Annotated in this window: 26 protein-coding genes; 17 read left to right on the top strand and 9 right to left on the bottom strand. The window is 70.9% G+C overall.

The window, feature by feature from the left end; all coding sequences use genetic code 11:
- Nucleotides 1-144: 144 nt before the first annotated feature.
- Complete coding sequence (locus ABFX54_RS38955) at nucleotides 145-462, top strand: helix-turn-helix domain-containing protein (protein ID WP_346111817.1); 318 nt, start codon at nucleotides 145-147, stop codon at nucleotides 460-462.
- Here the strand turns inward: ABFX54_RS38955 and ABFX54_RS38950 are convergent.
- The 6 genes from ABFX54_RS38950 to ABFX54_RS38925 all read right to left on the bottom strand — a co-directional run bounded on the left by ABFX54_RS38950 (nucleotide 444) and on the right by ABFX54_RS38925 (nucleotide 3,322).
- On the bottom strand, nucleotides 444-1,022 hold the full coding sequence (locus ABFX54_RS38950) for a dihydrofolate reductase family protein (RefSeq protein ID WP_346111816.1): 579 nt from the start codon (nucleotides 1,020-1,022) through the stop codon (nucleotides 444-446). The two genes, ABFX54_RS38955 and ABFX54_RS38950, sit on opposite strands and share 19 nt — an antisense overlap.
- 326 nt (nucleotides 1,023-1,348) lie before the next feature.
- Nucleotides 1,349-1,666, bottom strand: a complete 318-nt coding sequence (locus tag ABFX54_RS38945; protein ID WP_106233884.1) for a hypothetical protein — start codon at nucleotides 1,664-1,666, stop codon at nucleotides 1,349-1,351.
- Nucleotides 1,667-1,680: 14 nt separating this feature from the next.
- Nucleotides 1,681-2,145, bottom strand: a complete 465-nt coding sequence (locus ABFX54_RS38940; protein WP_346111815.1) for a peroxiredoxin — start codon at nucleotides 2,143-2,145, stop codon at nucleotides 1,681-1,683.
- Nucleotides 2,146-2,173: 28 nt separating this feature from the next.
- Nucleotides 2,174-2,605: a DUF3052 domain-containing protein gene (locus ABFX54_RS38935; protein WP_346111814.1), complete on the bottom strand. Its 432-nt coding sequence runs from the start codon at nucleotides 2,603-2,605 to the stop codon at nucleotides 2,174-2,176.
- A gap of 117 nt (nucleotides 2,606-2,722) precedes the next feature.
- A complete protein-coding gene (locus ABFX54_RS38930; RefSeq protein WP_346111813.1) occupies nucleotides 2,723-3,130 on the bottom strand; it encodes a secondary thiamine-phosphate synthase enzyme YjbQ in 408 nt (135 codons plus the stop codon).
- A gap of 9 nt (nucleotides 3,131-3,139) precedes the next feature.
- A complete protein-coding gene (locus ABFX54_RS38925; RefSeq protein WP_346111812.1) occupies nucleotides 3,140-3,322 on the bottom strand; it encodes a DUF1918 domain-containing protein in 183 nt (60 codons plus the stop codon).
- Nucleotides 3,323-4,021: 699 nt separating this feature from the next.
- Here ABFX54_RS38925 and aceE point away from each other — a divergent pair.
- The 3 genes from aceE (at nucleotide 4,022) to ABFX54_RS38910 (ending at nucleotide 9,199) form a co-directional block, all read left to right on the top strand.
- Nucleotides 4,022-6,769, top strand: a complete 2,748-nt coding sequence (gene aceE, locus ABFX54_RS38920; RefSeq protein WP_346111811.1) for a pyruvate dehydrogenase (acetyl-transferring), homodimeric type — start codon at nucleotides 4,022-4,024, stop codon at nucleotides 6,767-6,769.
- Nucleotides 6,770-6,954: 185 nt separating this feature from the next.
- The gene (locus ABFX54_RS38915) at nucleotides 6,955-8,451 is read left to right on the top strand and encodes an alpha/beta hydrolase (protein ID WP_346111810.1); all 1,497 of its coding nucleotides are present in this window, start codon (nucleotides 6,955-6,957) and stop codon (nucleotides 8,449-8,451) included.
- Between the two features lie 10 nt (nucleotides 8,452-8,461).
- Nucleotides 8,462-9,199: a maleylpyruvate isomerase family mycothiol-dependent enzyme gene (locus ABFX54_RS38910; protein WP_346111809.1), complete on the top strand. Its 738-nt coding sequence runs from the start codon at nucleotides 8,462-8,464 to the stop codon at nucleotides 9,197-9,199.
- Nucleotides 9,200-9,566: 367 nt separating this feature from the next.
- Here the strand turns inward: ABFX54_RS38910 and ABFX54_RS38905 are convergent, their stop codons facing one another.
- Both ABFX54_RS38905 and ABFX54_RS38900 read right to left on the bottom strand, forming a co-directional pair.
- A complete protein-coding gene (locus ABFX54_RS38905; RefSeq protein WP_346111808.1) occupies nucleotides 9,567-10,298 on the bottom strand; it encodes a helix-turn-helix transcriptional regulator in 732 nt (243 codons plus the stop codon).
- 255 nt (nucleotides 10,299-10,553) lie between these two features.
- Complete coding sequence (locus ABFX54_RS38900; RefSeq protein WP_346111807.1) at nucleotides 10,554-11,588, bottom strand: PHP domain-containing protein; 1,035 nt, start codon at nucleotides 11,586-11,588, stop codon at nucleotides 10,554-10,556.
- Nucleotides 11,589-11,690: 102 nt separating this feature from the next.
- On the opposite strand from ABFX54_RS38900, the gene ABFX54_RS38895 reads away from it, so the two are divergent.
- The 9 genes from ABFX54_RS38895 to ABFX54_RS38855 all read left to right on the top strand — a co-directional run bounded on the left by ABFX54_RS38895 (nucleotide 11,691) and on the right by ABFX54_RS38855 (nucleotide 19,993).
- Nucleotides 11,691-12,185 (top strand): hypothetical protein, encoded by a 495-nt coding sequence (locus ABFX54_RS38895; RefSeq protein ID WP_346111806.1) that lies wholly within the window; start codon nucleotides 11,691-11,693, stop codon nucleotides 12,183-12,185.
- Between the two features lies 1 nt (nucleotide 12,186).
- Nucleotides 12,187-13,332: a glutathionylspermidine synthase family protein gene (locus ABFX54_RS38890; protein ID WP_346111805.1), complete on the top strand. Its 1,146-nt coding sequence runs from the start codon at nucleotides 12,187-12,189 to the stop codon at nucleotides 13,330-13,332.
- A 40-nt stretch (nucleotides 13,333-13,372) separates the two neighbouring features.
- Nucleotides 13,373-13,804: a DUF350 domain-containing protein gene (locus ABFX54_RS38885; protein WP_346111803.1), complete on the top strand. Its 432-nt coding sequence runs from the start codon at nucleotides 13,373-13,375 to the stop codon at nucleotides 13,802-13,804.
- 102 nt (nucleotides 13,805-13,906) lie between these two features.
- Complete coding sequence (locus ABFX54_RS38880; RefSeq protein ID WP_346111838.1) at nucleotides 13,907-15,025, top strand: PucR family transcriptional regulator; 1,119 nt, start codon at nucleotides 13,907-13,909, stop codon at nucleotides 15,023-15,025.
- Between the two features lie 103 nt (nucleotides 15,026-15,128).
- Nucleotides 15,129-16,025, top strand: coding sequence for an ACP S-malonyltransferase (locus tag ABFX54_RS38875; RefSeq protein WP_346111802.1), 897 nt, complete (start codon nucleotides 15,129-15,131; stop codon nucleotides 16,023-16,025).
- A complete protein-coding gene (locus ABFX54_RS38870; protein WP_346111801.1) occupies nucleotides 16,022-16,978 on the top strand; it encodes a beta-ketoacyl-ACP synthase III in 957 nt (318 codons plus the stop codon). The genes ABFX54_RS38875 and ABFX54_RS38870 overlap by 4 nt, the downstream gene beginning before the upstream one ends.
- A 74-nt stretch (nucleotides 16,979-17,052) precedes the next feature.
- Nucleotides 17,053-17,292 carry an acyl carrier protein gene (locus tag ABFX54_RS38865; RefSeq protein ID WP_106233862.1) on the top strand — a complete coding sequence of 80 codons (240 nt, stop codon included), beginning with the start codon at nucleotides 17,053-17,055 and terminating at the stop codon, nucleotides 17,290-17,292.
- 43 nt (nucleotides 17,293-17,335) lie between these two features.
- The gene (fabF, locus tag ABFX54_RS38860; RefSeq protein ID WP_346111799.1) at nucleotides 17,336-18,568 is read left to right on the top strand and encodes a beta-ketoacyl-ACP synthase II; all 1,233 of its coding nucleotides are present in this window, start codon (nucleotides 17,336-17,338) and stop codon (nucleotides 18,566-18,568) included.
- The gene (locus tag ABFX54_RS38855) at nucleotides 18,569-19,993 is read left to right on the top strand and encodes an acyl-CoA carboxylase subunit beta (protein WP_346111798.1); all 1,425 of its coding nucleotides are present in this window, start codon (nucleotides 18,569-18,571) and stop codon (nucleotides 19,991-19,993) included.
- Between the two features lie 312 nt (nucleotides 19,994-20,305).
- Here ABFX54_RS38855 and ABFX54_RS38850 read toward each other — a convergent pair whose 3' ends face one another.
- Nucleotides 20,306-20,800 (bottom strand): DUF3145 domain-containing protein, encoded by a 495-nt coding sequence (locus tag ABFX54_RS38850; RefSeq protein ID WP_346111797.1) that lies wholly within the window; start codon nucleotides 20,798-20,800, stop codon nucleotides 20,306-20,308.
- Nucleotides 20,801-20,975: 175 nt separating this feature from the next.
- Between ABFX54_RS38850 and ABFX54_RS38845 the strand changes: the two genes are divergently transcribed.
- The 4 genes from ABFX54_RS38845 to ABFX54_RS38830 all read left to right on the top strand — a co-directional run.
- Nucleotides 20,976-21,989 (top strand): S8 family peptidase, encoded by a 1,014-nt coding sequence (locus ABFX54_RS38845; protein WP_346111795.1) that lies wholly within the window; start codon nucleotides 20,976-20,978, stop codon nucleotides 21,987-21,989.
- A gap of 72 nt (nucleotides 21,990-22,061) precedes the next feature.
- Nucleotides 22,062-22,598 carry an RNA polymerase sigma factor gene (locus ABFX54_RS38840; protein WP_346111794.1) on the top strand — a complete coding sequence of 179 codons (537 nt, stop codon included), beginning with the start codon at nucleotides 22,062-22,064 and terminating at the stop codon, nucleotides 22,596-22,598.
- Nucleotides 22,595-23,047 carry a hypothetical protein gene (locus ABFX54_RS38835; protein WP_346111792.1) on the top strand — a complete coding sequence of 151 codons (453 nt, stop codon included), beginning with the start codon at nucleotides 22,595-22,597 and terminating at the stop codon, nucleotides 23,045-23,047. The genes ABFX54_RS38840 and ABFX54_RS38835 overlap by 4 nt, the downstream gene beginning before the upstream one ends.
- 84 nt (nucleotides 23,048-23,131) lie before the next feature.
- On the top strand, nucleotides 23,132-25,063 hold a 1,932-nt coding region (locus ABFX54_RS38830), incomplete at its 3' end, for a tetratricopeptide repeat protein (RefSeq protein ID WP_346111791.1).

Raw genomic sequence — 25,063 nt, 5'->3', positions numbered from 1 at the left:
CGGTTCAAGACGCGCGAGTCGGACGGCAGCATCGGGCTCCCCGGCACCACGCGCGGGACGTTCCGGCTGGACGGCGCGCGCTGGGAGACGCCCGGCCCCGACGACGCCGAGGCTCTGGTCGAAAGTCTCGTCCGGGCCGGGATCGTGGTCCGTGACCTGCTCGTCACCGACGTGGTGCGGGGTCACCGCCCGGCTGTCTCACGGCGCACGGTCGAACGCCGGTTCCGCGCCGCGACCGGACTGACGCCGGGCGCGGTCCGGCAGGTCGAGCGGGCCCGCACGGCGGCGCAGCTGCTGGCTGCCGGCGACCCGGCCGCCGACGTCGTCGCCGAGCTCGGCGACTGCGACGAGCCGCACCTGGCCCGGGCCTTGCGCTCCTACGTCGGACGCACCGTCAGCCAGCTGCGCGAGGGCGCCGGCGGCGCGATCGCCCTCGACCTGGATCAGCGCTTGACGTCGTAGACCAGCTTCAGGATCCCGTTCGAGTAGCTCTCCGATTCCCGCAGCGTCAGCATGTGCTTGTCTCGGTCGGCCCGGCCGAACAGGCTCTTGCCGGCACCGAGCAGCACGGGGAAGACGAGCAGGTTGTACTGGTCGATCATTCCCGCGTCCGACAGCCGCCGAGCCAGCTCCGCGCTCCCGTGGATGAAGATCGCGCCGCCCTCACCCTCCTTGAGCGCGGCGACGTCCTCGGTCGAACGCAGGATCGTGGTCGGCCCCCACCCGTCGACGATGGCGTCGTCAGCCAGCGTGGTCGACACCACATACTTGGGCAGCTCCTTGTAGTCGGCGTGGTCCGTCGAACCGGGCCAGACCGCTGCGAAGGCCTCGTAGCTGCGACGCCCGAACATCAGCGCCGTCGTGTCGGTGAGCTCCTCACCCTTGAGGGACCAGGCTTCGGGGACGAAGTCGAGGTCCTTGAACACCCACCCGCCGCTGCGGTGTTCTTCCCCCGGCCCGCCGCCGGGCGAGTCCACCACACCGTCGAGCGACATGAAACCGGTGTATACCAAGTTACGCACTGTGCCGTCTCCTCATCCTCGGGCGAGTTTCCGGGTTCACGCTAGATCATGGCCGCGGTAGCCGTCTTGGACGGAAACGACAGCGGGTCCGAAACGCGTATCCGAGCACCGCCGCGGCCGGCTCGTCCTCGGCCGGTGTGAGATGTCGATCAGGTCCGGGTGAAGGCGTGGCGGAGCTGCCGGCGGGCAGGCCGTCCGCGGGTGATCCGGCGGAGGAAGCCGCTGATGGCGGCCCAGCGGATGACGGCTGCGAGGGTCGCCTCCATGCCGTACGTCGCCCAGGCGCCCGCACAGCGCCGTACAGCCCCCGTGAGGCGACAAGGAGCCTAGGCCCGCCCGAGGACCCTGTTGAGCGCCGCCTCGACCTCCGCCGAGAGTCCCGGCGGCGCCGTGACCGGAGCCGGGCCGAGGGTTTCCGAGGAGCGCGCCATCCGCACCGCCCCGCAGGAGCGGCATTCCACCTCTCCCAGCCGGCAGATCAGCGCCGTGGACCCGCACGTCGAGCAGGTGTCGAGGTCGAGGTCGTGCAGCCGTTGACAGTCCGGGCAGATCAGCACCTGAGACTCGTGGCGCACCCCGCGCTGCCACGGGCTGGCACCGCGCACCGGGTCCGTCTGCCTGGCCCCGCAGCGGTAGCAGGGCATCCTTCCCTCCGAGGTCAAGAAATGTCGGCGAGTGCCTTGACGTAGTCGGCGACGTCACGTGCCGAGGAGATCGGATTGACCACCGACCACCGGATCACGCCCTCGCCGTCGATGATGAAGGTCCCCCGACGAGCAAGCCCCTTCGCCTCATCGAAAACACCGTACGCCTGCGCGACCTGTCCGTGTGGCCAGAAATCGGAGAGCAGCGCGAAGGTGTAACCCTCGCGATCCGCCCAGGCACGGTGGGTGAAGACGGAGTCGACGGACACGGTGAGCACCCGCGCCCCGGCGATCGGCTGATCGCGCAGGGCGGACAGCTCGCCGTGACAGATCCCGCTGAATGCGAGCGGGTAGAAGACCAGCACGACGTTTTCGCCCCGGAACTGAGACAGGCTCACCGGGGTGCCGTGCTGGTCCTGCAGCTCGAAATCCGGAGCCAGGGCGCCGACCTCGGCAGGATGTGCGTTCACAGGCACCATCCTGCCGTACGGCGGGCGCCTCGGGCTCCTACCGGCGGCTGCCCTTCGGCGGGACGAGCCTGGTCCCTGACCAGTCGGGTGCGGCGGAGATGCTGCTGGTCTGCGAGAGACCCGCGGTCGTGGAATCCTCCCCGATGTCGCTCGGCTCCACGTGACCGTCGCGACCGGCCTTGGGAGTCAGCAGCCAGATCTGGCCACCGTCGGCGAGTACTCGCATGGCGCTGGTGAGGACGTCGAAGAGGTCCCCGTCGCCGTCGCGCCACCACAGCAGCACGGCGTCGACGACGTCGTAGCTGTCCTCATCCAGCAGCTCGTTGCCGGTCAGGTTCTCGATCGACGAACGAAGCTCGTCGTCGACGTCCTCGTCCCAACCGATCTCCTGCACCACCTGACCCGGCTTGAGGCCGAGTCGTTCGGCCAGGCCGCGCTCGCCCTGCGCCTGACCCGCGGTCGCGCTCACGTTTATCCCTCCTGCTTGAGTGGCCCCGCTTATGCGGTTTATCGCTTCGGCACAGTCCACACGCTGTGACCCTCAGTCGTCAACGGTCGCCACGGGTACGGCCGTAGTCGGCCAGAATCAATCAGACAAAAACGACAGGCGAACCTGGCGTTGCGGGTTGTCGACGTTCAGGTCGACGAGTGCGACGGATTGCCAGGTGCCCAGTGCCATTCGCCCGCCCAGCACGGGGATCGTGGCGTACGGCGGGATCAGGGCGGGCATCACGTGCGATCTTCCGTGACCGCGCGAACCGTGGGCGTGGGCCCAGCGATCGTCGGCGGGAAGAAGGTCACGCAGCGCCGCCAGCAGATCGTCGTCGCTGCCCGCGCCCAGTTCGAGCACGGCCACGCCGGCCGTGGCGTGCGGCACGAAGACGTGCAGCAAACCGTCCTCGCCCTGGGCCCGGACGAATTTCTCGCATTGTGGCGTGATGTTGTGCACCGTCTCTCGTGAACCGGTCGTCACGGAGATGATTTCTGATCTCACGGGCAAATCCTACTGATGCATCACCACGGCATCAGGACCCGGAAACACCAGCCCGGTGTGCCCGTCGTCGAAGCGCACCACGTATGGAGGCCCGCCGTCGGGGCCCTGGACCTCCGTGATTACTCCGACCCGGTCCCTTTCGCCGACGGTATTGCCATGCACCAGGAGCCGGTCTCCCACCGTCGCGTTCATATCTCCACATTGGTACGCCGAGGGCCCGAGGAAAAGAGGGCGGCGCAAGTTTTGCCCCTCCTGGAGGGGAAGAGAAAAAGATGACCGGATCGTTACGCTGCCGAGAGGTCACGTTTCGGCCTACGCGGCGCACGGCGGCCCCGTCCGTGGCCGCCTCCGCGACCCGCGAGACTCCCGGCCGGTGATGATCAACCCGCCGAGCCGGCGACAGGTGGCCGGCGACACCCGGCCGCTCCCTCTTGAAGGGGTACGGGTGTCCGTCCCGCGCTCTGAGCCGTTCGGCGGGCCACCCAGACTCGGAGCCACGGCCGGAATCCACGCGCCACGGCAGGGTTCAGGGCACCGTTCGACCAGGCGTGACAGGCCCGCGCAGCCAGGGCACGGGGCAGGGCGGCTAGACTCGCCCGCCGCGGGTGAGAACCATCTCCCGCGGGGAGATCAAGCCTACGGAGGATACATCCCGGGCAGCATGCAGATATGAGCGAAATTTCGTTCGTTTTCCTGTCTTGTTAAATTGCTCCTGCGATGTAACCTTTGGTGGCGATTCGTCCTACCATCGGTGGTCTAGGCCATCGGTAAGCCCCCTGCCAGCGGGGACACTCTGGTTACCGGCTAGTAGAGATGCGTTTTCTACGGCTAGCGACCAGGATGGAAGGCGACCCAGACCAGACATCAGTCCATCTCGGAAGGCGAGACCCAGTGGCTTCCGGACGCCAGCGATTCTCGATCATCAGCGACGGCCTACCCAGCCAGCTGCCTGATGTCGACCCCAGCGAGACCAACGAGTGGCTCGAGTCTCTCGACAACGTCGTCAAGACCGAGGGCCGCACCAGAGCCCGCTACCTCATGCTGCGCATGCTGGAACGGGCCCGCGAGCACCAGGTCGGCGTGCCGGGCCTGCGCAGCACCGACTACATCAACACGATCCCGCCGGAGCGCGAGCCGTGGTTCCCCGGTGACGAGCACGTCGAGCGCCGCATCCGCGCCTACATCCGCTGGAACGCGGCCATCATGGTGTCCCGGGCCAACGCCCGCACCAACGTCGGCGGCCACATCGCCACCTACGCCTCGGCCGCCTCGCTCTACGAAGTGGGTTTCAACCACTTCTTCCGCGGCAAGGACCACGGCGAGTCGGGCGACCAGGTCTTCTTCCAGGGCCACGCGGCCCCGGGCATCTACGCGCGCGCGTTCCTCGAGGGCCGGCTCAACGAGGCCCAGCTCGACGCGTTCCGGCAGGAGCTGTCGCAGGGCTTCCACGGCCTGCCCTCCTACCCGCACCCGCGGCTCATGCCCGATTTCTGGGAGTTCCCGACGGTCTCCATGGGCCTGGGCCCGATCGGCGCGATCTACCAGGCGCGGTTCAACCGCTACCTGCTCAACCGCCAGATCAAGGACACGAGCCGCAGCCACGTGTGGGCCTTCCTCGGTGACGGCGAGATGGACGAGCCCGAGTCGCTCGGCGCGATCGGCCTGGCCGCCCGCGAGGAGCTCGACAACCTGACGTTCGTGATCAACTGCAACCTGCAGCGGCTGGACGGCCCGGTACGCGGCAACGGCAAGATCATCCAGGAGCTGGAGTCCTACTTCCGCGGCGCCGGCTGGAACGTGATCAAGGTCGTGTGGGGCCGCGACTGGGACCCGCTGCTCGCGGCCGACGTCGACGGCGTGCTCGTCAACCAGATGAACACCACGCCCGACGGCCAGTTCCAGACCTACTCGGTCGAGTCCGGCGGCTACATCCGCGACAACTTCTTCGGCGGCGACCCGCGCCTGCGCAAGATGGTCGAGCACCTGTCCGACGACGACATCCGCAAGCTGTCGCGCGGCGGCCACGACTACCGCAAGGTCTACGCGGCCTTCAAGGCGGCCCGCGAGCACGTCGGCCAGCCGACGGTGATCCTCGCCCAGACCATCAAGGGCTGGACCCTGGGCAAGGACTTCGAGGCGCGCAACGCCACGCACCAGATGAAGAAGCTGACCAAGGCCGAGCTCAAGGAGTTCCGCGACCGGCTCTACCTGCCGATCCCGGACTCGGCGCTCGAGGGCGACCTGCCGCCGTACTTCCATCCGGGCGAGAACGACCCCGAGATCCAGTACATGAAGGAGCGCCGCGCGGCGCTCGGCGGCGTGCTGCCCAAGCGGGTCATCCGCGCCAAGCCGGTCAAGCTGCCCGGCGACGAGGTCTACGGCACCTTCAGCAAGGGCTCGGGCAAACAGCAGGTCGCCACGACCATGGCGTTCGTCCGCCTGCTGAAGGACCTCATGCGCGACAAGGAGATCGGCCACCGGTTCGTGCCGATCATCCCCGACGAGGCGCGCACGTTCGGTCTCGACGCCATGTTCCCGACGGCCAAGATCTACTCGCCCCACGGGCAGACGTACGAGGCCGTCGACAGGGAGCTGCTGCTGTCGTACAAGGAGGCGACGCAGGGGCAGATCCTGCACGAGGGCATCAGCGAGTCGGGCTCGATGGCCTCGACGATCGCGGCCGGCACCGCCTACGCCACGCACGGCGAGCACATGATCCCGATCTACATCTTCTACTCGATGTTCGGGTGGCAGCGCACCGGCGACCAGATGTGGCAGATGGGCGACCAGATGGGCCGCGGCTTCCTGCTGGGAGCCACCGCGGGCCGCACCACGCTCAACGGCGAGGGCCTGCAGCACGAAGACGGCCACACGCCGCTCATCGCCTCGACCAACCCGGCGGCCGTCTCCTACGACCCGTCCTGGGCCTTCGAGGTCGCCCACATCGTCAAGGACGGCCTGCGCCGCATGTACGGCGACCGGCCCGAAGACGTCTTCTACTACCTGACCGTCTACAACGAGCCCTACCTGCAGCCGGCCCAGCCCGCCGACATCGACGTGCAGGGCCTGCTCAAGGGCCTGTACAAGTTCGCCGACGGCCCGCAGACGCAGGGCCCGAAGGCCAACATCCTGTCCTCGGGCGTGGCTGGCCCGTGGGCCATGGAGGCGCAGCGGCTGCTGGCCGAGGACTGGGGCGTGTCGGCCGACGTCTGGTCGGCGACGTCGTGGTCCGAGCTGCGCCGCGACGCCCTGGCGGCGGAGGAGTACAACCTGCTCAACCCCGAGGCCGAGCAGCGCGTTCCCTACGTCACCCAGGTGCTGTCCGGGGCGCGCGGCCCGTTCGTGGGCGTCAGCGACTACATGAAGGCGGTCCAGGACCAGATCGCGCAGTGGGTGCCGGGTGACTGGTCCTCACTGGGCACCGACGGTTTCGGCCTGTCCGACACGCGCTCGGCACTGCGCCGCCACTTCCACGTGGACGCGGCCTCGATCACGCTGGCCGTGCTGACCAGCCTGGTCAAGCGGGGCGAGCTCGACAGCGAGGTGCTGCGCGAGGCCATCGCCCGCTACCACCTCAAGAACGGCGTCACCGAGGCGGGCGGCGCCGAGAGCAACGACACCCAGTCGATGGGCGTCTGAGTCATCCGCCGACGGCGCTCCCGCGAATCAATGCGCGGGAGCGCCGTCATATTCGGCCGTCCGGGCCGTTGGGCCTGTGAGGCGGCACGTTCAGGAGGGGTACGTGCCGCCTCACCCCTATATGGTGCTGGGTCACGTATTGTGGGCACTACTTCCCCCTGAAGACATGTGAGGGGAAGTTCGTCATGCGTCGCGTCATAGCCGCCGCCCTGCTTCTGGCGGCCGCCGGCTGCTCCACCGCACCGGCCGAGCCCGCCACCGACTCCACGGCGGATCCCAGCAAGATCGCTTGGGGACCCTGCACCGACATCCAGCGCCCGGACGGCGAGCCGCCGGCCAAGCAGGACGCCTCCGTACGGTGCGGCAAGCTCGCGGTCCCCCTCGACTACGCCAAGCCCGACGGGGAGCAGATCGACCTCGCGCTCATCAAGCTGCCGGCCACCGGCAAGGAGAAGAAGCTGGGCTCGGTGGTGTTCAACTTCGGCGGCCCTGGCGCCTCCGGCGTCAACACGCTCGACCAGGCCGGCAAGGCCCTCACCACGCTGCGCGCCCGCTACGACCTGGTCAGCTTCGACCCGCGCGGCGTCGAGCGCAGCTCCGGCGTGCGCTGCGGCGACGGCGCCGATATGGACCGGTTCACCTCGCTCGACACGCTGCCGCCGAACGAGGCCACGCACAAGGCGCTGGAGGCGGCCAACAAGCAGTTCGCCGGCCTCTGCCAGCGGGAGTCCGGCAAGATCCTGCCCTACATCGGCACCGCGAACGCCTCACGCGACATGGACCGCATCCGCGCCGCACTGGGCGAGGCCAAGCTCAACTACGTCGGCATGTCGTACGGCACCCAGCTCGGCGGCGTCTACGCCACCCAGTTCCCCAAGAACGTGGGCCGCATGGTGCTCGACGCGCCGCTCGACCCCACGGTGACGTTCGAACAGCGCACGATCGCGCAGACGCGCGGCTTCCAGAAGGCGTACGAGAGCTTCCTGCGCGCCTGCGTCAAGAACACCTGCGACATCGGCAAGGACCAGGCCGCCGCCGACGCGAACGTCGGCCGGCTGATGAACCAGCTCACCGGCAAGCCGCTGCAGGTCAACGGCCGCGAGCTGACCCAGGGGCTGGCCGCGACCGGCGTGGCCGCCGCGCTCTACTCCGAGCTGACCTGGCCCTTCCTCGAGCAGGCGCTCAGCGAGGCGCTGCAGGGCCGGGGCGAGGCCCTGATGTACCTGGCCGACTCCTACACCGGCCGGGCCCAGGACGGCACCTACTCCACGCAGATGACCAGCTTCCCCGCCATCACCTGCGTGGACTCCGCCGAACGCCCCGACCCGGCCGCGCTGCGGCGCACCGAGGCGGCCGCGCTGAAGATCTCACCGCTGTTCGGCAGCGAGGGCTCGGGCGGGCTGTGCCGGGTCTGGCCGGCCAAGGGCAGCGACGAGGCCAGGCACGTGGACGCCACCGGGTCCGCGCCGATCCTGGTCGTGGGCGGCAAGGGCGACCCGGCCACCCCGTACGAGTGGGCGCCGAAGCTGACGGCCCAGCTCAAGACCGCGACGCTGGTCACGTACGAGGGCGAGGGGCACGGGGCGTACCTGTCGGGCAGCAAGTGCATCCAGGGGCTGGTGGACTCGTACCTGATCGACGGCAAGGTGCCGGACAAGGGCACGAGCTGCCCGGCGGCCTAGTCTTGGCGGGGTGACGGACTACAGAGCACAGATCCAGTCGGAGACCGAGCGCCTCGCGGCCCTGGCCGGCGACCTGTCCGTCCCGGTGCCCACGTGCCCGGGATGGACGCTCGCCGAGCTGGTCACGCACGTCGGGCGGCTGCATCGCTGGGCGGTGCACATGCTGCGCGGCCAGGTGCGCGAGCGCCTCTGGTCGCGGCAGGTGCCCGACGGCCTGGCCGAGGGCGCCACCGGTGACGCGGCCTGGCTCACCGCCGGCGCCGCCGAGCTGCTGGAGACGCTGGCGAGCACCGACCCGGACACCGAGGTGTGGACGTGGGGCCCGGACAACCGGGCGTCGTGGTGGCCGCGCCGCATGTTCTTCGAATCGCTGGTGCACCGGGCCGACGCCGAGCTCGCGCTCGGCATCGATCCGGAGATCCCGGCGGGAACCGCGATCGACGGCATCGAGGAATTCCTGCACAACCTGCCGTACGCCGTGTGGGTCACCCGGTCACTGGCCGGGCTCGGCCTGGAAGGGGCCACGATCCACCTCCACGCGAGCGACGCGGACGGCGAGTGGACCATCACGCAGGGTCCCGCCGGGAAGATCGAGTGGGCGCGCGGGCACGCCAAGGGCGACGCCGCCGTCAAGGGGCCGGTGAGCGACCTGCTGCTCCTGCTCTACGGCCGCCGCTCCCCCGATGCCCTCACCGTGCACGGGGACCGCGAGCTCCTGGACCGCTGGCTGTCCACGGCCTCCCTCTGACCACACCACCCGGCCCGGGCCACCGGCTCGCGGTGGCGTGGTCCGGTGAGGCCCTGGACGCGCCGCCGCTCGGCGATCGGCGGCGTGTCCAGGGCTCGGGTGAGCCGCCTCCGGGACGTGATCCCGTACGCGGCCCTCTCGCCTGCCGGGTTGTTCGCGGGGAAGGCGCCGGCCCCGGCCGGCGAGACAGGTCGTTCACCTGCGCTCGGAGACTCCTGCGGACCTGCCGTAGCTGCCGCGCGGGCAGCCGGGGCCGATGCCGGCGTCGTCGTCGATCACCGTGTGGTCCATCGTCGCCTCCTTGCTTCTCGAACAAGCCAACGATCTAACGCGTGGGCGACAACCCTATGTCGGTGTTTTCGAATCTTTAATCGAGCATCGTGCCGTGCACGACCATCTCGGGAACCTCGGAGGCGAAGCCTTCAAGCGGCCGATCGGGGCAGCGTTCGGCGGTGACGGTGGCGGCGGCGATGCGATCGAGCCTGAAGACGCGGACGTCGTCGCGCAGCCGGCACCAGGCCACGAGATACCAGAACCCGCCCCTGCCGCCCAGGAACACCCCCGGCTCCACGTCACGCGAGGTCAGCGCGCCCTTGGCGTCGGCGTAGTCGAGCCTGAGCACCCGGCGGCGCAGCAGCGCCTCCTCGATGGCGCGCGAGATGCCCTCGCCGCCCAGCGGCCTGATCGGCTCGACGCCCTGCTCGGGCGGCAGTTTGACCAGCTGCACCCGCCGGGCCAGCTCTCGGGCCAGATCGCCCTCGGGGCCCGGCATCGCGGCCACCACCTTGCGTAACGCGCTGCGCGCCTGCCGGCCGAACGGCTGGTCGCCGGCCCGGCTGAGCGCCACCGCGATGGCCACCGCCTCGGCCGGGCTGAAGTTGAGCGGGGGCAGGGACATCTTCTTGTCGATCGCGTAACCGCCCTTGCGCCCCGGCTCGGCGTAGATCGGCACGCCCGACTCCTGCAACGCGGTGATGTCGCGCTCGATCGTGCGCACGCTCACCTCGAACCGCGCGGCGAGCTCGCGGGCGGAACGGTGGCGGGGCGCGATGGCGCGCAGGTCTTCGACGAGCGCGTAGAGCCGGTCGGTACGGTTCACAGCCGAGACGCTACGCGCCGCCACCGACAATCGCGGACCCGCGGACGGCCCCGGGAACACCCCCGTAACCCCGCGGCCACAGGGATCTCACGCTCCGGCGAGTGCCCGCGGCCGCTCCCGGCGGCACACGATCCGCGCCGCCTTTCCCTCAGCGCAAACGAGGGCCCATTTTTCCACGAGCCCGCCCCGAGCCCACAGAGCCGGCCGGCCGGGACACGAACACCCGGGACGAACGCCCGGGAAAAGCCTGGCCGGTCAGCCCGCGTCGTGCTTCCCCGTCCACTCGATCAGCCGGTCGAGCGGCCACGTGTTGACGATCCGCTCCGCCTCGATCCCGCACCGGGCCGCGCGCTCGCACCCGTTCCGCTGCCAGTCGAGCTGCCCCGGCGCGTGCGCGTCGGAGTCGATCGCGAACACGCACCCCATCTCGTACGCCAGCCGCATCAGCCGCTTGGGCGGATCCAGCCGGTCCGGCCTGGAGTTGATCTCGACCGCTACCCCGAACCGCCGGCACGCCTCGAAGACCAGCTCCGCCTCGAACTCCGACTCCGGCCGCTTCTCGCCCCGCTTCCCTCCGGCCCGCACGACCCGCCCCGTGCAGTGCCCCAGGACGTCGACCAGCGGGTTCGCCACGGCGGTGACCATCCGCCTGGTCATCTCCTCGCCGCCCATCCTGAGCTTGGAGTGCACGCTGGCCACCACGACGTCGAGCCGTTCCAGCAGCTCGGGCCGCTGGTCCAGGGAGCCGTCCAGGTTGACGTCCACCTCGATCCCGGTCAGGATCCGGAACGGCGCCAGCCGTTCGTTCAGCTTGGCCACCACGTCGAGCTGCCGCTCCAGCCGCTCGGCCGACAGGCCCTTGGCCACGGTGAGGCGGGGCGAGTGGTCGGTCAGCGCCCAGTACTCGTGCCCGAGCGCCATCGCCGCCTCGGCCATCTCCTCGATCGGCGAGCCGCCGTCGGACCAGTCGGAGTGGCTGTGCAGGTCGCCCTTGAGCGCGGCGCGCAGCGCCGCCGTCTCCTCGTCCAGCTCCACCCCGGCGGTTGCCCGCATTCGCCGCAAATACGTTGGAACCTCACCGGCGAGAGCTTCGTTGACCACCAATGCGGTGACCTTGCCGATGCCGGGGAGGTCGCCGAGCCCGCCCGTGCGGGCCAGCCGCCCGAGCTCGCCCTCGGGCAGGTCGGCGACGACCGCCGCGGCCCGGCGGAAGGCACGCACGCGATAGGTGGGCTCTCCGGCGCGCTCCAACAGGAAAGCGATCTCGCGCAGGGCACCAACCGGATCCATGCGCTGATTCTTACCCAAACCGATGACAACAGGCAGGCAGTACGGATTGAACGCGTGCAAGAGCCCCCGATAGGCTCTTGGGCCGACGAAAGCAGGAGCTAGATGGCACCACCGCCCCACGAAGAGGCGTCCCCGCGTAAGTCGTCCAAGGCCGTTCCGCTGGCCGTGCTCGGCGTGCTGTCCCTGACGCTGGTCGGCATCTGGGCGATCTCGGAGTCCGACGACGACGAGGTCACCGCGGACTGCGTCATGCTCGTAGACGACGACTTCTCCACCACCACGACCCCCACCCCGACTCCGGCCCTGACCGCCACCGACGCCCCGACCGGCAGCCCCACGCCGACGACCAGCACCTCCGCGCCCCCGTCCGGCAGCTACCAGGTCGTCGACGACGACTACTGCGACGACGACTCCAGCCGCTACTACGGCACCAGCCACTCCCGCGGCGCCTACGTCTGGTACTACGGCGGCACGAGGATCGGCAACCGCGTCCACCGCGGCACCACCTTCCGCCCGTCCGACGTGAACATCAGCAGCCGCTCCGGCAAGTCGATCCAGCGCGGCGGTTTCGGCAGCCGCACGAGCAGCGGGAGCTGACGTGCGCCGCGAGCACCACCCGCCCAGAGACGGCTGGGAGAAGACGATCGAGGGCCAGGGCCTGGCCTACCACCGGGCCGCCCACCCCTCCGGGCTGAGCCGTCCCTACTGGGACGAGTCCGTGCACTACGTCTTCTCCCTGGAGGAGGTCGAGTCGCTGGAGGAGCAGGTCGAGGAGCTCCACCGCATGTGCCTGGACACCGTCGAGCACGTCGTCTCCACCGGCCGCTTCGCCGACTTCGCCCTGCCCGAATGGGTGTGGGAGGACGTGACGCGCTCGTGGGAGCGCCGCGACCCCCACGTCTACGCCCGCTTCGACCTGCGCTACGACGGCACCGGCCCGGCCAAGCTGCTGGAGTACAACGCCGACACGCCGACGGCGCTGGTGGAGTCGTCCGTCGTGCAGTGGTTCTGGCTGCAGGACGTCTTCCCCGGCGGCGACCAGTGGAACTCGGTGCACGAGCGGCTCGTCGAGCGCTGGCGCGAGCTGACCCTGCCGCCCGGCCCCACCTACTTCGCCTTCACCAACATGGACGAGACAGGCGAGGAGGGCATGACGGTCGCCTACCTCCAGGAGACCGCCGAGCAGGCCGGCCTGCCGACGATGGCCATCGCCATGGAGGACATCGGCTGGGACGCGCTCAACCGCCGCTTCGCCGACCTGGGCGGGCAGATGATCCGCTCGGTGTTCAAGCTCTATCCGTGGGAGTGGATGCTGGACGACGACTTCGGCCGCCACGCCGTACGCCACTCCACCTGGATCGAGCCCCTGTGGAAGACGCTGCTGTCCAACAAGGCGCTGCTGGCGATTCTCTGGGAGCGCAATCCGGGCCATCCCAACCTGCTGCCCGCCTACCTCGACGGCCCCCGCGAGCTGACCTCGTACATCGCCAAGCCGCTGCTCGGCAGGGAGGGCGCCTCGATGCGCATCGTCACGCCCGAGACGACGCACGAGACGCCCGGTGCCTACGGCCAGGAGGGCTACGTGTTCCAGGGGTTCGAGGCCCTGCCCGCGTTCGAGGGGCAGCGGCCGGTGCTCGGCGCCTGGGTGATCGCCGACGAGTCCGCCGGGCTCGGCATCAGGGAGACCACCGGGCTCATCACCGACGACACCTCCTCCTTCGTCCCTCATCGCATCGCCGACTGACGTCCACCCCCGTGCACACCTCCCGTGATTGGAACCCGACGTGACCCTTCTCGAAACCCTCGCCCGCGGCGCGGGAGCCATCGCCGCCTACGCCGCCGTCGGCGTGATCCTGATGATCGTCGGCTTCTACGTGATCGACTGGGCCACGCCCGGCAAGCTGAGCGAGGTCATCCGCACCGAGCGCAACCCCAACGCCACGCTGCTGGCCACCTCCGCCCTGGCCGCGGTAGGCCTGATCGTGGCCGCCTCCATCTGGGCCTCGGGCGGCCGGCTGGCCGAGGGCCTGGCGGGCACCGCGGTGTTCGGCCTGGTCGGCATCGTGGTCCAGACGGTGGCGATGCTGCTGTTCGACCGGGTCGTCGGCATCTCCGTACGCGACCTGGTCCAGGAGCGTGAGCTGCAGCCGGGCGCCCGGCTGCTGGCGGTGACCCATCTCGCGATCGGCCTGATCACCGCCGTGGCCGTGATCTAGACCGGCGAATAACCGCCGTTCCGGTCATCCTGAGGAACCTGGCACTCTAGAGGCGTGACAGACCGGACCAGGGAGGACACCACGCGCAGGCTCGAGCGGGCCATGGGCTCGCTCGGCACGGCGGCGATGGCCCGCATGGACGAGCAGTTGCCGTGGTTCCGCGCCCTCAGCGCCGAGGACCGGTCGTGGGTGGGGCTCGTGGCGCAGGCCGGGATCGCCGCGTTCGTCGAGTGGTTCCAGCAGGCGGGCAGAGACACGCCCAGCATCGAGTTCTTCGGCACCGCGCCACGTGAGCTCAAGCGGTCGATCTCGCTGCAGCAGACCGTCGACATCGTCAGGGTCGTCGTCGAGGTGGTCGAGGCGCAGGCCCACGAGCTGGCCGCCCCCGGCGGCGAGGAGCAGTTGCAGCAGGCCATGCTCCGCTACACGCGCGACGTGGCCTTCGCCGCCGCCCACGTCTACGCCCGCGAGGCCGAGGCCAGGGGTTCGTGGGACGCCCGGCTCGAAGCGCTGATCGTGGACGCCCTCGTCCGCGGCGAGGTGGACGACGGGCTCCACTCCTGGGCCGCCGCGCTCGGCTGGACCTCCTCACCCGTGGTCGTCATCGCCGGCCACGCGCCCGACGACGACCCGCGCGCGGTCATCGACGGGCTGCGCGAGAAGGGCCGCCGGATCGGCATGGACCTGCTGGCGGGGGTGCAGGCCGACCGGCTGATCGTGATCGTCGGCGGCGCGGGCAGCGTCAACGACGCGGCCAAGCAGGTGGTGGCCCGCTTCGGCGTGGGGCCGATCGTCATCGGCCCCGAGGTGCCCGACCTGCACGCCGCCGCCAGGTCGGCCAGGGCCGCGCTGGCCGGGCTCAAGGCGTCGTGCGGCTGGCCGGACGCGCCCAGGCCGGTGCACGCCGAGGACCTGCTGGCCGAACGGGCGCTCGACGGCGACATCGACGCCAGGGAACAGCTCATCGAGAACGTCTACCTGCCGCTGGCGGGCACGCCGCTGCTCGACACGCTGGCGACGTACCTGGAGCAGGGCACCTCGCTGGAGGCGACGGCGCGGCTGTTGTTCGTGCACCCCAACACCGTGCGCTACCGGCTCAAGAAGATCACCGAGCTGACCGGCTACCAGCCGACCGAGGGCAGGTCCGCCTTCACTTTGCAGGTGGGCCTCATCCTGGGCCGGCTCTCGGAAAGTGCCGTAACCTGGCGTGCTCTAACGTAATGCCGCCGAAATCCCCACTGTAGAGTTCCTACAAATCACCCCGGACAAAGTTCGTACGGATCTCTATCCGCGTGTCGGAGTTCTACAGGGCAAGGTGGATTTTGTGCTTGTACTCGTCGCCCCGGGCCAAGGTGCCCAAACACCGGGCTTCCTGACACCCTGGCTTGAGCTGCCCGGTCTGGCCGACAGACTCGGCGCCTGGTCGGAGGTCGTCGGGCTCGATCTGGTCTCCTACGGCACCACGGCCGACGCCGACGAGATCCGCGACACCGCCGTCGCGCAGCCCCTGCTCGTGGCCGCCGCGCTGGCCTCCGCCGAGGCCCTCGGCGCGGCCCCCGACGTGCTGGCCGGCCACAGCGTCGGCGAGTTCGCCGCCGCCGCCCTGGCCGGGGTGATCACGCCGGAGCAGGCGCTCGGCCTGGTCCGCGACCGGGCCCAGGCCATGGCCAAAGCCGCCGCCGTCACCGAGACCGGGATGACCGCCGTGCTCGGCGGCGTCGAGGAAGAAGTGCTGGCCGCCCTGGACAAGCACGGCCTGACCCCCGCCAACATCAACGGCGCCGGTCAGATCGTGGCGGGTGGCACGCTGGAGCAGCTGGCGGCGTTCAAGGAGGACCCGCCGGCCCGTGCCCGGCTCATCCCGCTGTCCGTCGCGGGCGCCTTCCACACCTCCCACATGGCTCCGGCCGTGGAGAGCCTGCGCGAGGCCGCCACCGGCGTCGTACCCGCCGATCCGGCGATCACGCTGCTGTCCAACGCCGACGGGCAGGCGGTCGCCACCGGCGCCGACTTCGTCCAGCGGCTGGTCAAGCAGGTCAGCAGCCCCGTCCGGTGGGACGCCTGCATGGAGACCATGGCCGGGCTCGGCGTCACGAAGATGATCGAGCTGCTGCCCGGCGGCACGCTGACCGGCCTGGCCAGGCGCGGCCTGCGCGGCGTCCAGACCGTGGCGCTGAAGACCCCAGACGACCTCGACGCGGCCCGGGAGCTGATCAAGTGAAGATCCCCGACATCGCCTCCGGCAGCAAGGTGCTGGCGCTCGGCCACTATCAGCCCGCCAACGTGGTCACCAACGACGACCTGGCCAAGACCATGGACACCAACGACGCGTGGATCCAGTCGCGGGTGGGCATCAAGGAGCGCCGGATCGCCCCCGACGGCGAGTCGGTCGAGGACATGGCCACCATCGCCGGAGGCAAGGCGCTGGCCGCCAGCGGCCTTTCCCCCGACGACATCGACCTCGTCATCGTGGCCACCTGCACGCTTGAGAGCCAGATCCCCAACGCCTCCGCCGTCGTGGCGCACCGCCTGGGCATCAACTCGCCCGGCGCGTTCGACGTCAACGCGGCCTGCGCCGGCTTCTGCTACGCGCTCGGCACCGCCAACGCGACCGTCCGCGCGGGAGCGGCCAGAAACGCGCTGGTCATCGGCGCGGAGAAGCTGTCGCAGTGGATCGACTGGACCGACAGGTCGACCGCGGTGATCTTCGCCGACGGCGCCGGAGCCGCCGTGGTCGGGCCGTCCGAGACGCCCGGCATCGGCCCCGTGGTCTGGGGCAGCTCCGGCGACAAGTCCGAGGCGATCAGCATCAAGGACCGTCACGACCACCTCTACCAGGAGGGCCAGACGGTCTTCCGGTGGGCGACCACCGCGCTGCACCCGGTCGCGCTCGAAGCCTGCGCCAAGGCGGGCGTGGACCCGTCGGAGCTGGCCGCGTTCGTGCCGCACCAGGCCAACCTGCGCATCATCGAGTCCATCGCCCGTAAACTGGGCGCCGACAAGGCCGTCATCGCCCGTGACATCGTCACCGCGGGCAACACCTCGGCCGCCTCCATCCCGCTGGCGCTCTCGCGCATGCTGGAGCGTGGCGAGGTTCGCTCGGGTGACCTGGCACTGGTGCTCGGGTTCGGCGCGGGTCTGACCTACGCCGGTCAAGTGATCGAGATTCCCTAGAATCCGCTCGCTTCCTTCATGCTTGCGCGGCGCCGTCCGCGCAGAACCCAGAAAACCAAAGGAGAACTAGCGACATGGCTGCCACCGAGCAGGACATCCTCGAGGGCCTCGGCAAGATCATCAACGAGATCACGGGCATTCCGGCCTCCGAGGTGACCCCCGAGAAGAACTTCGTGGACGACCTCGACATCGACTCCCTGTCCATGGTCGAGATCGCCGTGGCCGCCCAGGACGAGTTCGGCGTCGAGATCCCCGACGACCAACTCAAGAACCTGAAGACGGTCAAGGACGTCCTCACCTACATCCAGAACTGATCTCGTCCGCCACAACTGACCATCTAGCGAGGAGCGCGAAAACGTGAGTGCGAACCGGGTACGTGTCGTCGTCACCGGGCTTGGCGCGACGACGCCCGTCGGTGGAGACGTCACCTCGACCTGGACGGCGCTCCTTGCCGGTCAGTCGGGTGTCGAGACCCTCACCACGGACTGGATCGACACCGTCCCCGTGAAGTTCGCGGGGACGGCCGCGGTCGATCCGGCCGGGGTGCTGCCCCGTCCCGAGGCCCGCCGCCTCGACCGCAGCGAACAGTTCGCCCTGGTCGCCTCCCGGGAGGCCTGGCAGGACGCCGGCGCCCCCGAGGTCGCGCCCGAGCGGCTGGGCGTCGTGGTCTCCAGCGGCATCGGCGGCATCTCGACGACGCTCTCGGCGTACGACACCTATCGCGAGCGCGGCTGGAACCGGCTCTCGCCCTTCACCGTGCCGATGCTCATGCCCAACGGCCCGGCCGCCTGGATCGGTCTCGACCTGGGCGCCCAGGCCGGCGTGCACGCCACGGTGTCGGCGTGCGCGTCCGGTGCCGAGGCCATCGGCTACGCGATGGACATGATCAGGGCCGGCCGCGCCGACGTCGTCGTCGCCGGCGGCACCGAGGCCGCCATCCACGGCCTCAACATGGCAGCCTTCGCCGCCGCGCGGGCCATGTCCCAGCGCAACGACGACCCGCAGGGCGCCTCACGCCCGTGGGACCGCGACCGCGACGGATTCGTCCTCGGCGAGGGCGCCGGCATCGTGGTCCTGGAGTCCGAAGAGCACGCCAGGGCGCGCGGGGCGCGCGTCTACGCCTACTGCTCGGGCATCGGCTACTCCGCCGACGCCCACCACATCACCCAGCCCGAGCCCGAGGGCCGGGGTCAGATCATGGCGATGACGCAGGCGCTCACCGACGCCGACATCACCGGGCTCGACGTCAAGCACGTCAACGCGCACGCCACCTCGACTCCCGCCGGTGACGTCGGCGAGGTGCAGGCCGTGGCCAAGGCCATCGGCAACCACCCGCTGGTCACCTCGACCAAGTCCATGACCGGCCACCTGCTCGGCGGCGCGGGCGGCATCGAGTCCGTCTTCACGATCAAGGCTCTGCAGGAGCGGATCGTCCCACGCACGATCAACGTCGACAACCTCGACGACGGCATCGACGTGGACCTCGTCTACGGCGCGAACCGCAAGCTGCCGGACGGCGACATCGCCGCGGTCAACAACTCGTTCGGATTCGGCGGGCACAACGTGGCCGTCGTGTTTAAGGGGGCATGAATGACCGTGCTCGACAATCGGGTGGTGAGCGACGGCTCCGAACAGGAGCCCCTCGATCCCCGGCATCCAGTCGTCCGCATGACGGCGCTCCTCGACGAGGGCTCCCTGCGGCCGATCACTCCTGAGGACAAAAGCGGCGTCATGGCCGCCATGGGCCGGGTCGAGGGCGTTCCCGTCGTCGTCTTCTGCAGCGACGCGCGCTTCCAGGGCGGCGCGATGGGCAGCGAGGGCTGCGAGCACATCGTGCACGCCTACGACGTGGCGGTCCGCGAGCGGGTGCCGGTCATCGGCATCTGGCACTCCGGCGGCGCGCGCATCCCCGAGGGCGTCGAGTCGCTCCACGCGGTCGGCCGGGTCTTCGCCGCCATGACCAAGGCGTCCGGCGTCGTGCCGCAGATCTCCGTGGTCGTCGGCCCCGCCGCCGGCGGCGCCGCCTACGGGCCCGCGCTCACCGACCTCGTCATCCTGGCCGACTCCGGCCGCATCTTCGTCACCGGTCCCGACGTCGTGCGCAGCGTCACCGGCGAAAACGTCGACAGCGCCTCCCTGGGCGGCCCCGAGCCGCACAGCAAGCGCAGCGGCGTCGTGCACATCGTGACCAAGTCCGAGACCGACGCCTACGTCAGGGCACGCCAGCTCGCCACGCTGCTCGGCCACCAGGGCCGGGTGCGCACGGGCGAGGTGGAGGAGGTCGACTTCTCGACCCTGCTGCCCGAGTCCGCGCGCCGGGCATACGACGTCAAGCCGCTGGTCAACGGCCTGCTCGACGAGCCCGGTCTTGAGCTGCACCCCAAGTGGGCGCCCAACATCGTGACCACGCTCGGCCGGCTCGGCGGCCGGACGGTCGGCGTCATCGCCAACAACCCGATGCGGCTGGGCGGCTGCCTCGACGCCACGTCCGCCGAGAAAGCTGCCCGCTTCGTACGTATGTGTGACGCTTTCGGGGTGCCGTTGGTTGTCCTCGTGGACGTTCCCGGTTACCTGCCGGGTGTCGGGCAGGAGCACGACGGCGTGGTCCGGCGCGGGGCCAAGCTGCTGCACGCCTTCGCCGAGGCGTCGGTGCCGCGGGTCACGCTGGTCACGCGCAAGGCGTACGGCGGGGCGTACATCGCGATGAACTCCCGCGCCCTCGGCGCGACCAAGGTGTTCGCCTGGCCGACCACCGAGGTGGCGGTCATGGGCGCGGTGGCCGCGGTGCGCATCCTCAAGCGGCGCGAACTCGCCGCCGCGCCCGAGGACGAGCGGGCCGAGCTGGAGCAGCGCCTGGCCGATGAGCACACCAAGCTCGCCGGCGGGCTGGAGCGCGCGCAGGAGCTGGGGGTCATCGACGAGGTGATCAAGCCCGCGGAGACGCGCGGCGCCATCGCCAAGGTCCTCGCCCAGGCCACCCCCGCCAGGGGCGCCCACGGGAACATCCCGCTGTAATCACACGTCTCACACACCGCTCGGGCCCGCACCTGTTGCACCAGGTGCGGGCCCGTCGGCGTTCGTGGGGTCGGGCGCGTACGACATTCAGGGCGTGGACGGCGTGTGTCCAGCGCATGCGGCATTTCGGGCGTGGACGGCGTGTGCCAGGCGCATACGGCATTTCTGGCGTGGACAGTCGGACTCGGGAGGTCGGGGACGGTCCGGTGGGCGGTCCGGTGCCGCACGGCGCGCGGCGCGGTGGCACTGACCGGGCCGGCCCGGCGTGGGGCGGCGGTGGCGCGGTCAGACGGCCGCGTGCAGCCAGCGGACTCAGACGGCCGCGTGCAGCCAGCGGACCGGCGCACCGTCGCCGGCGTACCTGAACGGCTCAAGCTCCTCGTCCCAAGGTCTGCCCAGCATCTTGTCCAGTTCGTCCTCCAGCACGCACCGCCCCTGCGCCGCCATCATCATCGCGGCGCGCAGCCGGTCCTCGGGGATCATGATGTCGCCGGCCACGCCGATGACCGCCGTGAAGGCGCCGAGCGTCGGCGTGTAGGCATGCCGGGAGCCGTCGACGCCGGGTGAGGCGTCCTCGGTGATCTCGAATCTCAGGCGCTGCCAGCCCATGAGGGAGGAGGCGATGGCCGCCGCGATGCCGGCCCGCCCCTCCCACTCCGCCTGTGCGCGCACGACGTTGGGCGCGGCGGGTTGCGGAGTCCACGTCAGGTCTACGGGCACGCCAAGGACACCCGCGACTGCCCATTCGATGTGAGGGCACAGCGCGGGCTGAGCCGAGTGGACGTAAAGGACGCCACGAGCAGACACCGGACCTCCCGTTTCGGTACGAGGTGCGCCTTCCCCAACGGCCTCGTATCGGGATGATCACAAGTGACTAGGGAGAGACTACCGTCGGTCGCAATCCGACACCAGAGGGGGGCCATACCAAGTTGGTGCGGGAGTGGCGGGTGACAGTTCGCCCTCGGCGGAAAGATAACCGCTCATGGAAATGCAATCTGTCGGCGAGGCGTACATCCGCCCAGGTCAGATCCTGACGGACCGGACCTCCCTCGCCGCCGCGTCGCGCTGGACCCAGGCGGTCTCGGAGGCGGACGGAGTCTGCGTCGTCCACCTGACTCCCGGCGCCGACCCCTGCGAGGTCACCGCCGAGCTCCGCGACCAGGGCCTGCGGGCCTCCCCCAACCACGTCCTGCGCGGCCAGCCCCTGTTCTTCGGCGGCCCCGCGTCCAGGCCCTTCCCCGCCGAGCCGATCGGCCTCAGACGGTCCAGATCCCGCTCCGACGTCGTCGTGGGCCTGCTCGACACCGGCGTGGCCAAGCACCCGTGGTGGTCCGGCAGCGACTGGTACGCCCGCCTCTCCCCCGAGGCCGCGGACGCCGCCGAAGGCTCGCAGGCGGGGCACGGCACGTTCATCGCGGGCCTGCTGACGCGCCTGGCGCCCGGCGCGGCGCTGAGCGTGCACCGGGTGCTCGACGGCGACGGCCTCGGCGACGAGGCGAGCATCGTGCGCACGCTGAACCGCCTGCGCGAGCATCCCCCGCACGTGCTCAACCTCTCCTTCGGCGGCCACACCTTCGACGACCGGCCGCCGCCCCTGCTGTCGGACGCCATCGTCGGCCTGACGAACACGGTGACCGTCGCCTGCGCCGGCAACACGGCCTCCGACCGGCCGTTCTGGCCCGCCGCGCTGCCATTCGTGGTGGGCGTGGCGGCCGTGGACGCCACCGAGCGGCACCGCGCGCCCTACTCCGGCTACGGCACCTGGGTGGACGCGTGCGCCAGGGGCGACTGGCTGACCAGCAGCTATCTGGACACCGGCGAGTACGGCGGCTACGCGGCGTGGAGCGGCACGTCGTTCGCCACCGCGCTGGTGGCGGGAGCCATCGCCGAGGCCGCCGCCCGCGAGCCGGCCAAGGAATGGATCAGGCGCGTCCTCGACTCCGGGAAGACCCGCGAAATTGCCGATCTGGGGGTTCTCTTCCCGGCAAGTCTGTAGAGTTTACGCTCAGTCCCCGGTCAATCACGAGGAGGCATGATCGCCGATCCGTGCCGGTGGAGAGGAGGCCGTATGCGTGATCCCCGCGAGCCCGCGGAGTTGCTGATGGCCGCCGCCGACGGCGACAGATCGGCCTGGGACGAGCTGGAACACCGGTTCGGGCCGCGCATGTGGGCGGTGGCCCGCGCGTGCGGCCTGGACCCGGCGGACGCGGCGGACGCCGTCCAGGGTGCCTGGCTCCGCCTGCTCCAGCATCTCCACGACCTCAGGGATCCGGCGAGGGTGGGCGGCTGGCTCACGACGACCGTGCGGCGCGAGGCCATGCTGATCCTGAGGAAAGAGCGGCTGGGCGCCTCGTCCTTCGAGATCGTCGACGATCCCGACCCCGCCGCGGCCGTCCTGGAGGCCGACGGCCGGCGCACGCTCTGGCAGACGGTCTCCGCCCTGCACGAACCCTGCCGCTCGCTCCTCCAGCTGGTCGCCATCGATCTGGGAAACCAGCAGGTGGCGGCCCGGCTCGGGCTGCCCACGGGCAGCGTCGGCCCGACCAAGGCCCGCTGCCTGGAAAAACTGCGCACTCTGCTCTCACTACAGGAGACAGCGCAATGATCAACGACGAATACTTTCTGGCGGCCCTCCGGCTGAGCTCGGGCAACGATCCGATCCCCGGCCCGGTGTCCGCCGCCGCCCGCGACGCCTATCGGCTCCGGGTCCCACGGGGGGTGACCGCCGCCTACGCCGAGTCCGCCACGATCCGCGGGGTCCGCGACGACGACAGCTCCCATCTGGTGCGCTTCGTCTCGGCCGGGGTCACCTTCGACCTGGAGGTGACGGAGGGCGACGGGCTCATCGACGTGGCCGGGCTCATCTCCCCCTACCCGGGAGAGGGCGCGCTCGTCGATGTCAGATCGCCGCACATGACCCTCACCCGGCGTATCGGCCAGACCGGCCACTTCGTCGCCACCGGGCTGCCGCCGGGCTGGCTCAGCATCGTGTGCCACCGGCCCGGTCACGCGCCCATCCAGACGGCCTGGGTACGCATCCGGCCCCGCCCCTAGCCCGTTCCCCATCTTGACCCACCGCAGCCGTACGGCCGGGAAGGCCGCGTCCCTTCTCCGTGCCGGCCACCGACCGAGACCGGCATGAGCGACGAACCGGCCCTGTCAGGCGACCTCCCTCCGCTCGTCGCGGCGGCGGAGGCCGCGATGACGCGTTCCCTGGTCGATCCCGACCACGCCCTGCGCACGGCCCGCGGCGTCCTCGCGACGGCCCGCCGTACCGGATGTGCCGAGGCGGTGGCCGTGGCGCTGCGGGCGATGGCGCTGGCCTCCCGCGAGCTGGGCGATCTCGCCACCGCCGAGCAGCACCTGCGCGAGGCCATCGGCACGCGCGGCGCCCCGCTCCACCGGATCGCGCAGGCCCGGCTGTCCCTCGTCACCGTGCGCACCGAGCGCGGCCATCCGCTGCAGGCGCTCCGCGTGGCCGCCCTGGCCTGGGCCTACCTCCCGCCGCTCGACCGCGCCAAGCTCGACACCCAGCGCGCCGTGGCCCTCGGGCACCTCGGCCGCCACCAGGAGGCCATCGCCGCCTGCGACCGCGCGCTGCGCGCCCTCGTGGACGCGCCCGGCACGATCGACGACCGCAGGTTCCTGGCGGGCGGGCTGCTCAACCGCGGTCTCATCCACTCCTATCGGGGCGACTGGGACGCCGCGCTGCGCGACCTGTCCGCCTGCCTGCGCATCGCCCACCAGGCCGGGCTGCCGCACCTGGCCCGCCTGTCCGCCGCCAACCTGCCCTTCCTCGCGGTACGCAGGGGCGATCTGGCGGCGGCGTTCAAGCACTACCGCGAGGCCGAGGACACCCTGCTCGGCTTCCCCGAGCGTTTGGCCACCATGCGGGCCGACTTCGCCGGGGCGCTGCTCGCCGCGCACCTGCCGGGCGAGGCCAGGGCCATGCTGAGCCTGGCCGTACCCGATCTGGAGGCGTCGGGCGCCCACGTGGCGCTGGCCGAGGCGCGGCTGAAGCTGGCCCAGGTGGAGCTGCTGACCGGGGACCCGCACCGCGCCAGGCAGGTGGCCGAGCAGGCCGCCCGCGAGCTGGCCGGCCAGGAGCGGACGTCGTGGCTGCCGCTGGCCGCGGAGGTCGTCCTGCGCGCGCGGCTGGCCCTCGAACCCGTCACCCCTGAGCTGGTCGCCGCGCTGATCGCGTGCGCGGACGAGCAGGAGAACGGGCTCACCCACCTGGCCGGAGCCGCGGCGCTGCGGCTGACGGCGGCCGAGGCGGCGCCCAGCGCCGGCGACCAGGTGACGGCCGTCACGCAGCTCGACCGGCTCACGCGGGACGCCGTGCGCTCACCGGCGGATACCGGCCGGACGCCCGCCGGGACCCGGCTGACCTCGCTCGCGTCCGAGCCGCAGGCCCGGCACTTCGCGCAGGCGGCGCGGATCCCCGCCCAGGTGCGCCAGCACGCGCTCGCCTTGCAGGCGGCGCTGCGTGAGGACATCACAGGCGCCTTCCGCGCGGTCCGCGACGGGCTGGCCGAGGTGAGCGGGCAGGTGGAGGCGTTCGACGACCCGTCGCTGCGCGCCCATGCGGCCAGAGCCGGGGAGCGGCTGGCGGCCTACGGGCTGGAGCTGGCGGTACGCGACGGGTGCGCCAAGGAGGTGTTCGAATGGGCCGAGCGATGGCGGGCCGTGGCCGCTCCCGCGCACGAGTGCGCCCTGACCGACCCCGACCTCGTCCGCACCGAGCTGGGAGACGGCGTCCTGGTCGAGTACGTGGCCGACCGGGACGCGCTGCTGGCCGTGATCGTGACGGCCGGACGCCTGACACTGCGCCGGCTGGGCGGCGTGCACCAGGCCAAGGAGGCGATCGTCCAGCTGCGGTACGCCCTGCGCCGCCCCGACCGCCCCGGCGACGTCGAGGCCGCGGCCACGGAGCTCGAACGGCTGGTGCTGCGCCCGCTGGCGGCCGAGCTGGGTGAGCGGCCGCTGGTGGTGGTGCCGGTGGGCCCGCTGCACACGCTGCCGTGGGCCGCGCTGCCCGGCCTGCGCGAGCGGCCGGTCAACGTGGCC

The sequence above is a fragment of the Nonomuraea maheshkhaliensis genome (assembly GCF_039529435.1).
GTDB classification, from domain to species: domain Bacteria; phylum Actinomycetota; class Actinomycetes; order Streptosporangiales; family Streptosporangiaceae; genus Nonomuraea; species Nonomuraea maheshkhaliensis.
The sequence above is the reverse complement of the archived record's forward strand: the minus strand, read 5'-3'. Positions and strand labels throughout refer to the sequence as shown.

Excerpts from the sequence above, each read along its gene's own strand:
- ABFX54_RS38940 (WP_346111815.1), bottom strand. The coding sequence starts at position 2,145 with ATGGTGCCTGTGAACGCACATCCTGCCGAGGTCGGCGCCCTGGCTCCG.
- ABFX54_RS38835 (WP_346111792.1), top strand. The coding sequence starts at position 22,595 with ATGATCAACGACGAATACTTTCTGGCGGCCCTCCGGCTGAGCTCGGGC.
- ABFX54_RS38840 (WP_346111794.1), top strand. The coding sequence starts at position 22,062 with ATGCGTGATCCCCGCGAGCCCGCGGAGTTGCTGATGGCCGCCGCCGAC.
- ABFX54_RS38880 (WP_346111838.1), top strand. The coding sequence starts at position 13,907 with ATGGGCTCGCTCGGCACGGCGGCGATGGCCCGCATGGACGAGCAGTTG.
- ABFX54_RS38855 (WP_346111798.1), top strand. The coding sequence starts at position 18,569 with ATGACCGTGCTCGACAATCGGGTGGTGAGCGACGGCTCCGAACAGGAG.
- ABFX54_RS38925 (WP_346111812.1), bottom strand. The coding sequence starts at position 3,322 with ATGAACGCGACGGTGGGAGACCGGCTCCTGGTGCATGGCAATACCGTC.
- ABFX54_RS38945 (WP_106233884.1), bottom strand. The coding sequence starts at position 1,666 with ATGCCCTGCTACCGCTGCGGGGCCAGGCAGACGGACCCGGTGCGCGGT.
- ABFX54_RS38895 (WP_346111806.1), top strand. The coding sequence starts at position 11,691 with ATGGCACCACCGCCCCACGAAGAGGCGTCCCCGCGTAAGTCGTCCAAG.
- ABFX54_RS38900 (WP_346111807.1), bottom strand. The coding sequence starts at position 11,588 with ATGGATCCGGTTGGTGCCCTGCGCGAGATCGCTTTCCTGTTGGAGCGC.
- ABFX54_RS38865 (WP_106233862.1), top strand. The coding sequence starts at position 17,053 with ATGGCTGCCACCGAGCAGGACATCCTCGAGGGCCTCGGCAAGATCATC.
- ABFX54_RS38845 (WP_346111795.1), top strand. The coding sequence starts at position 20,976 with ATGGAAATGCAATCTGTCGGCGAGGCGTACATCCGCCCAGGTCAGATC.
- ABFX54_RS38915 (WP_346111810.1), top strand. The coding sequence starts at position 6,955 with ATGCGTCGCGTCATAGCCGCCGCCCTGCTTCTGGCGGCCGCCGGCTGC.